This is a genomic window from Gordonia soli NBRC 108243 (genome assembly GCF_000334455.1).
GTDB classification, from domain to species: Bacteria; Actinomycetota; Actinomycetes; order Mycobacteriales; family Mycobacteriaceae; genus Gordonia; species Gordonia soli.
Window position 1 is genome coordinate 21234 of record NZ_BANX01000049.1, and the last position, 8480, is coordinate 29713.

General features: G+C 70.2%; 1 protein-coding gene. It reads left to right on the forward strand.

Annotated features, from left to right (window positions below):
- Positions 1–56: 56 nt before the first annotated feature.
- The coding region (locus tag GS4_RS25380; protein WP_439644644.1) for a non-ribosomal peptide synthetase at positions 57–8480 on the forward strand (8424 nt) is incomplete at its 3' end.

The following is an 8480-nucleotide window of genomic DNA, read 5'->3' on the forward strand; positions in this document are numbered from 1 at the left end:
CGACGACCGGCGGACGAGCCGCACTCGCGGGCGAAGGAGGTACGACGATGACGGATGTGGTCCACGTGACCGGCACGTCCGACGCACCGGCCCTGGTGTTCCGTGGTCGCGCGGTGTCCTACGCCGAGTTCGGCGCCCGCGTCAGCACCCTGGCCCGCGAACTCGTCGACGACGGCGTCGGCCCCGACGTCGCGGTCGGCGTGTGCATCGACCGATCGGTAGAGTTGCTCGTCGCCATCCATGCGATCGTCGCCGCAGGCGGCCACTACGTCCCGCTGGACCCCACCGCCCCACGTGACCGCACGGCGTACATGCTGGAGACCTCGGGCGCCGACCTCCTGCTCGTCTCCGCGTCCGCCGACATCCCGGATGCCGTGGCCGCACTGGTCGGTCGCCCGCTGGGCGACGGTCTGATCGGCGACCCACTGCGGATCCGGGCGGTCGACGCCGGCGCCACATTCGACCCGTCGACGCCGCCGCTGACCGATGCCGACCGTCGTGCACCGCTGCATCCGGACGATGCCGCGTACACACTGTTCACCTCAGGCTCCACCGGCCGACCGAAGGGTGTCACGGTCTCCCATCGCGCGATCGTCAACCGGCTCGGCTGGATGCGCGAGTGGTACGCGATCAAGGACACCGACGTCTTCCTGCAGAAGACCCCGGTCACCTTCGATGTGTCGGTGTGGGAGTTGTTCCTGCCCTTGGCCGTCGGCGCCACCGTGGTGATCGCCGAGCCCGGACGACACGGCGAGCCCGACCACGTCGCCGATCTCATCGCCGAGCACGAGGTGTCGGTGGTGCATTTCGTGCCGTCGATGCTGTCGGCGTTCCTCGACGTCCTGGGACCGATCCGCCTGGCCGAGCTGGCATCGGTGCGTCTCCTGTTCACCTCTGGTGAGGCCCTGCCCGCGGCCACCGCGCAGGCGGCGCTGGCCGGTCTGCGGTCGGTCGAGGTCCACAACCTCTACGGCCCCACCGAGGCCGCCGTCGACGTCACCGCGCATCAGGTGGTGCCGGGTGAACCGGTGGTGCCCATCGGCGTACCCGTGCCCAGCACCTCCACCTTCGTCCTGGACGGCCGACTGCAGTTGGTCCCCGCCGGCGTCCCGGGGGAGCTCTACCTCGGCGGCGTCCAGCTGGCCCGCGGCTACGCCGGCCAGTCGGGACTCACCGCCGAGCGCTTCGTCGCAGACCGTTTCGGCGGCGACGGCGGACGGCTCTACCGGACCGGCGACCTCGTCCGATGGAACGCCGCCGGCGAGATCGAGTACCTGGGCCGCACGGACTTCCAGGTGAAGCTGCGTGGCCAGCGACTCGAGCTGGGTGAGGTCGAGTCGGTCATCGCGGCGGTCCCCGGTGTCGTACACGCCGCGGCGACGGTGGCACGGGCGGGAGCTGACGAGCAGTTGGTCGCCTACGTCGCCCCCGCGACGGTGGACACCGACGAACTCCGGGCCGCGGTCGTCCGCGCACTGCCCGAGTACATGCGCCCCACCGTCTGGATGCGCCTGGAAGCGATGCCGCTGAACTCGGCGGGCAAGGTCGCACGCCGTGAGCTCCCCGCGCCCGAGCTGACGCGGGCCGAGTTCGTGGCGCCCGCCTCCGATCTGGAGGTCGTGGTCGCGTCGGTGGTCGGCGATGTACTCGGCGTCGCCGAGGTCAGTGTGGTCGAATCGTTCTTCGACCTCGGTGGCAACTCGCTGTCGGCGACTCGTGTGGCCGCGCGGCTGGCCGACACCCTTGACAGCGACGTCTCGGTGCGCGACCTGTTCGACACGCCGACCGTTCGCGAACTGGCCGTTGCCATCTCGGGCCGCGGCCGGAGTGTGGCCCGACTGACGGCCGCGCAGCGCCCCGACCGCCTACCGTTGTCGACCGCGCAATCGCGGATGTGGTTCATCAACCAGTTCGATCCGGCATCGGCGGCCTACAACATCCCGATGGGCCTACGCCTGACCGGAGACCTCGACGCGGACGCGCTCGTCGCCGCGATCGGCGACGTCCTCGAGCGGCACGAGGTGCTCCGGACGATCTACCCGTCCGACGACCGCGGCCCACACCAGCAGATCGTCGACATCGACACCGCGCGTGAGCGTCTCGACTGGCGAGTGGTGGACACCGACGACGAGTTGCTCGAGTCGGCCACACGCGGGTTCGACGTGGCCGCCGAACTGCCTATCCGCGGCCGACTGCGGCCGGCCTCCGGCGCGTGGGATGCGCGCGGCGGAGCCGCCTGGGATGTTGTCGTCACCTTCCATCACATCGCCTTCGACGGCGAGTCGATCCCGGTGTTCGTCCGGGACCTGCTCGGCGCCTATCTGCGTCGGATCGACCCGACCGTCGGCGCCGCCGAGCCGTTGGCCGTGCAGTACGCCGACTTCGCGCTGTGGCAGCGCACGGCGCTCGGTGACGAGGCCGATCCGACCTCGCGGATGGGACGGCAGAAGCAGTTCTGGCGCACCACACTCGCCGACCTGCCCGCGGTCACCGACCTGCCGATGGACCGTCCGCGGCCTGCTGTTCTCGACACGGCTGCCGACGTCGTGTCGGTGACCGTCGACGACGCGGTCGCCGATGCGCTGGAAACCTTTGCGCGCGACCGCGAGGCGACCGCGTTCATGGTCACCCACGCCGCGCTCGCAGTGACCGTCGCACGGCTCGCCGCGACGCGCGACGTGGTCATCGGCGCGCCGGTCGCCGGTCGCGACGATGCCGCGGTCGCCGATCTGGTCGGCATGTTCGTCAACACACTGGTGCTGCGGACACAGGTCGACCCGGCGCAGTCGCTGGCGGAGCTGGTCTCGAGCATCCGTGTCACCGACGTCGACGCCTTCGCCAACTCCGACGTCCAGTTCGACGACCTCATCGAGGAACTGGCGCCCGAACGGTCCACCGCATACCAGCCTCTCGTGCAGATCGCGTTCACGCATTCGGCGGCCGGTGCCACAGGTGAGGCCGCCGCGGGGCTCGAGATCGCCGGTCTCGGTGCGGAACCGTTGCCCGCGGCCGAGCCGGTCGCCAAGTTCGACCTCACGGTCGGTGTGACCGACCGGTCCGCTGATTCCCCGATGCGCGCCGATTTCCTCTACGCGACATCGTTGTTCGATCGCAAGACCGTCCAGCGTTTCGCGAACGTATGGATCCAGGTCGTCGCGGCAATGGTCACCGATCCCCGGATCGCCACCGGTGACATCGACATCATCGACCGGCCCGCGCTCGAGTCGATGCGGGTCAGTCGTCGCTCCGACGGCGATTTCGGGACGGCATCCGACGGAGGAGTGACGGTTCCGCAGACGCTGGTGGACCGACTCGCCACCCGTCCGGTCGACCCCACTCGCACCGCATTGGTCTGCGACGGTGTCGAACTCGATCACCGCGAGTTCGACGAGCGCACGAATCGGGTGGCGCGGGCGCTGATCGCGCGCGGTGTGGGTCCCGACGACATCGTCGCGGTCGGACTCGAGCGTTCCATCGACTCCGTCGTCGCGGTGTTCGGCGTGGTGCGCTCCGGCGCCGCCTATGTGCCGATCGATCCCGCCTATCCGCAGGACCGGATCGACTACATGGTCGCCGACTCGGGGGTGCGGTGGGGCATCACCAATGCGGCCACCCGACCTCGCCTGGGCGAATCCGACTGCACATGGCTCGAACTCGCCGAACTCGACGATCTGACGGTCTCTGGTGCGCCGGTCGAGTCGACCGAGCGACGAGGGCCGGTGTCGCTCGACAACCTCGCCTACCTCGTCTACACCTCCGGCTCGACCGGGCGGCCGAAGGCTGTCGGGGTCTCCCATCGCGGCGTCGCCAACTTCATCGACGCGCTCGGCGAGGTGTCCAGTACCCCCGCCGAGCACGCCGACACGCGGGTCCTGCACGTCGCATCACCGAGTTTCGACGCGTCGGTCCTGGAGATGATGTGGTCTATCGGACTGGGACACACCCTGGTCATCGCCCCGGCATCGGAGTACGCCGGCGATGCGCTGGGGCGCGTCCTCGAGCGTGACCGTGTCACCGACACCTTGATCACCCCGACAGTGCTGGCCACCGTCGACCCGGCGCGCGGCACAAGTCTGCGGAATCTGGTGACCGGCGGCGAGGCCTGCCCGCCCGAACTGATCGCGCGATGGACCGGCGGCAAGTCGGCCCGCCGGATGTTCAACTTCTACGGGCCGTCGGAGGCAACGGTCTGGTCGAGCACCGGACGGTCGGAGCCGGGACGACCGGTGACGATCGGCCGGCCTGTCCGAGGGTTCGCCGCCTACATCCTCGACGCCCGTCTGCATCCGGTGCCGCAGGGCGTGGTCGGCGAACTGTACCTGGGAACCGACGATTCGCTGGCACGCGGCTATCTGGGGCGTCCGGGTCAGACGTCCGGTGCCTTCGTAGCCGATCCGTTCGCGTCCGCACCCGGCCGTCGGATGTACGCCACCGGCGACCTCGTCCGGTTGACCGCCGAGGGGGAGATCGAGTTCGCCGGTCGCGCGGACGCGCAGGTCAAGATCAACGGTCAGCGCGTCGAGCTGGGCGAGATCGAGTCGGTGCTCGCGGATGTGCCGCAGGTGGATTCGGCCGTGGTGCTCGGCGTCACCGATCCGTCCGGCCGCACCCGGCTGGTCGCCTACCTCGTCGCCGCACGCGACGCGGGGACCCCGGTGACCGTCGACGTCGACGCGGTGCTCCGCACCGCTGCCGAACGTCTCGCCGGTCACATGGTGCCGCACCAGGTGGTGGTGCTCGACGAGCTTCCGGTGACCCCCGGCGGCAAGCTCGACCGTGCTGCGCTCCCCGCGCCGGAGCCGGTTGCGGCGGCCGACGATCTCATCGCCCCGGCCACCTCGGCCGAGGAGACCCTGGCCGGCATCGTCGCCGGCCTGCTCGGACGCGACCGGGTGTCGGTGACGGAGTCGTTCTTCGCGCTGGGCGGCGACTCCATCATGTCGATCCAGCTCGCATCCGCGGCGAAGGCCGCCGGACTGTCGCTCTCGCCTCGAGAGATCTTCGAGCACAAGACGATCCGCGCCATGGCCCGGGCAGCGGCCGCGGGCGGGGCGACATTGCCACGACTGGATGAGCCGGAGGGGGGTGGCGTCGGCGCCACCGTCCTCGGACCGATCGTCTCGTGGCTCACCGAGAACTCGCCGGACGTCGCGGATCTCGCCGACTTCAACCAGTCCGTCGTGCTCGTGGCGCCGACCGGTGCAGCATCGACGGAGATCGCCGACGTGCTCGCGGTGGTCGTCAGGGCGCACCCGCTGCTGTCCGCACGCCTGACGCGCGACGACCCGGATGGATCGTCCGGCGAGCGGGGTGACCGATGGCACCTCGACGCCGGTGGTCCGTTCGATGCCACCGCAGCAGTCTCCGCGCGCTCGGTGGCCGCTCCGGTCGGCAGCGACACGTTCACCGAGGCCCTCGTCGCCGCACACGCCGACGCCGCGGCCGAACTGGACCCCGGTCAGGGACAGCTGGTGCGCGCGGTCCTGGTCACCGATCCCACCGGCGCCGGGCGCATCGTGCTGATCGTCCACCACCTCGCCGTCGATGCGGTCTCGTGGCCGATCCTCGTAGAGGACCTGGTCACCGTGTGGGCCCAGCATCGCAACGGTCATCCACTCACGGTGCGTGCGGAGGAGACGTCGGTGCGTGCCTGGCAGGCCGCCCTGGCGGCGCAGACCGATTCCCGGCGCGGCGAACTCGATCTTTGGCTCGATCGCAGCCCGCTGCAGCCCACCGACCTCGGCGGACCGGTCGATCCGGCCCGTGATCGATATGCGAGCACCGATTCGCTGGTCCACCAGGTGGACCCGGCGGTCACCGAGGCGATCGTCACCCATGTTCCCGAGGCATTCGGCGCAACCGTCAGCGACGTGCTGCTCGGCGCCTTGGCGCGAGCGGTGCGGTCCTGGCAGACCGACCGGGGCATCTCCGACTCCGAACCCGTCACCGTTCTCTCGGAGGGGCATGGCCGCTACGAGGACGTCGTCGAACACGGTGCCGATCCACGCCGCGCCGACCTCTCCCGGACGGTCGGCTGGTTCACCACCATTGCGCCGCTGCGACTCGACCCGGGCGCAGACATCCTCCACGCCGTCAAGGCCGCCAAGGAGGAGCGAATCGGGTTGCCCGACCACGGCATCGGTTACGGTCTCCTACGTTTCGGTGCGACGACCGGGTTGTCGGCTCGCCCGCTGCCGTCCATCGCTCTCAACTACCTCGGCAGCCGAGGCGGGGCGGGCGAGCCGGACGGTCAGCTCTCCGGTGGCCCGGAGCCCGAGAACCCGGCCTCCGAGAATGCGGTCGCCGAAACAGCTTCGGGCAGCCCCGCTTCCGAGATGACCGCGATGCTGCCCTCCGGTGACGCGCCCTATCTCCCGTCGACGGTGTCCGGCGCGGTGGCACTGCTCGCGCCCTTGACGATCAACGTGAGCACCGTCGGAGCCGCCGGTGGGCGAGCGCTGGCCGCCGATCTCCGCTTCGCGCAGTCGATCCTGTCGGCCGCCGACATCGCCGACCTCGCGTCGCGCTGGGATGCCGAGCTGGCCGAGGTGGTCGAGCGTGTCCGGGCCGACGGCGATCCGGGCCTCTCGCCGTCTGACGTTCCCGGCGCCGACCTGACGCAGCAGGATCTGGACGTCCTCGCTCAGGCGCATCCGCATTCGGCCATCTGGCCGCTGTCGCCGCTGCAACGCGGTCTGTACTTCCAGTCCGAACTCGCTGCCGACGCCGCGGTCGACGTGTACGTGACCCAGGCCGTGCTCCACCTGGGCGGAGACGTCGACATCGACCGACTCCGGGTCGCGACCGGGGACCTACTGACGCATCATCGGACGCTGCGGTCGGGATTCGTGCGGACCGTGAGCGGGGCGGTCGTCACCGTCGTGCCGGATCGGGTCGAGACACCCTGGGAGACCGTCGAACTCGACGGGACCGACGAAGCGGTACGTGCCCAGGTGGCCGAGATCGCCGACGCGGCACGGGTGGTGCCCTTCGATCTGACCGCGCCGCCGCTGCTGCGGGTGGTCGCCGTCGTCCATCCGACGGGTGTCAGCGTGGTCATCACCAACCACCACATCCTGTTCGACGGATGGTCGGCGCCCCTGGTGCTCGCCGACCTGCTCGCGCTCTATGCCACGGGCGCCACCTACACGGGGCAGACCTCGGACGCCACCGGCGATTTCGCCGACTACCTGGCGCACATCGCGGCCGCCGACGACGCGGCGGGTATCGCCGCCTGGTCGGGGGTCGTCGCGCCGCTGGAGGGGCCGACGCTGGTGGCCCCCGGGGTCGAGGCCACCGCCGAGACACTGCCGCGCGAGACCGCGATGGTCCTCGACGCCGATCTGACCGGCGAACTCGACGCCGCGGCACGCGGCAGCGGCGCGACCATCGCGACGGTGCTACAGGTGGCCTGGGCGTTGCTGCTGTCGCGGTTGACCGGCAACCGTGTCGTCACCTTCGGTGAGACCGTTTCCGGCCGGCCCGCGGATCTGCCCGGCGTGGAGTCGATGGTGGGGCTGTTCATCAACACACTGCCCGCGGTGGTCGATGTCGACCCCACCGCGTCGCTCGCGGATGTCCTGGCGAAGGTGCAGTCGGACAAGGTGTCCGTGCTCGACCACCAGCATCTCGGATTGCCCGAGATCGTGGCCGCGACCGGCGCGCCGATCGCCTTCGACACCCTGACCGTGCACGAGTCCTATCCGGTCGACACCGAGTCGCTCGCCACGACCGACACAGGTGATGCGCTGTCGATCCGCGACGTCGAGACCCGCGATGCGACGCACTACCCACTGAACCTGATCACGTCGCAGGCCGGCGGTCGGCTGACGGTGAAGCTCACCTACCTGCCCGAGGCCTTCGCCGACGCGACGGTCACCGGGTTCGGTGAGGCGCTGGTGCAGATCCTGCAGACCATCGCCCGCGCCCCGCACACGATCACAGCGGATGTCTCCCTGGTCGACGCCGCGCGCACCGAACTGGTGCGGGCCGAATCGACCGGGCCGGTCGTCGATGTGGCCGACCGCACCGTCGCGGATGCGGTGGCTGCGCGGGTGGCGGTGTCGCCGGATGCGTCGGCGGTGGTGTTCGAGGGTCGTTCGGTGTCGTTTGCGGAGTTCGGTGCTCGGGTGTCGGTGGTGGCGCGTGAGTTGATTGCGGTGGGTGTGGGGCCGGATGTTGCCGTGGGTGTTGCGGTGGATCGTTCGGTGGAGATGGTTGTTGCGGTGCATGCGGTTGTTGCTGCGGGTGGGCAGTATGTGCCGATCGATACGGGTGCTCCTGTTGATCGTGTGTCGTACATGGTGGCGACTGCGGGTGTGGGTGTTGTGGTGGTGGGTGGTGTGGTGCCGGATGCGGTTGCGGCACTGGGCGACACCGTCACGGTGCTGCCGGTCGACACGTCCGGTCCGGTCGACCTGTCGGTCGACGCGGTCACCGACGCGGAGCGCCGTGGCCCCATCCGGCCGGAGTCCGCGATC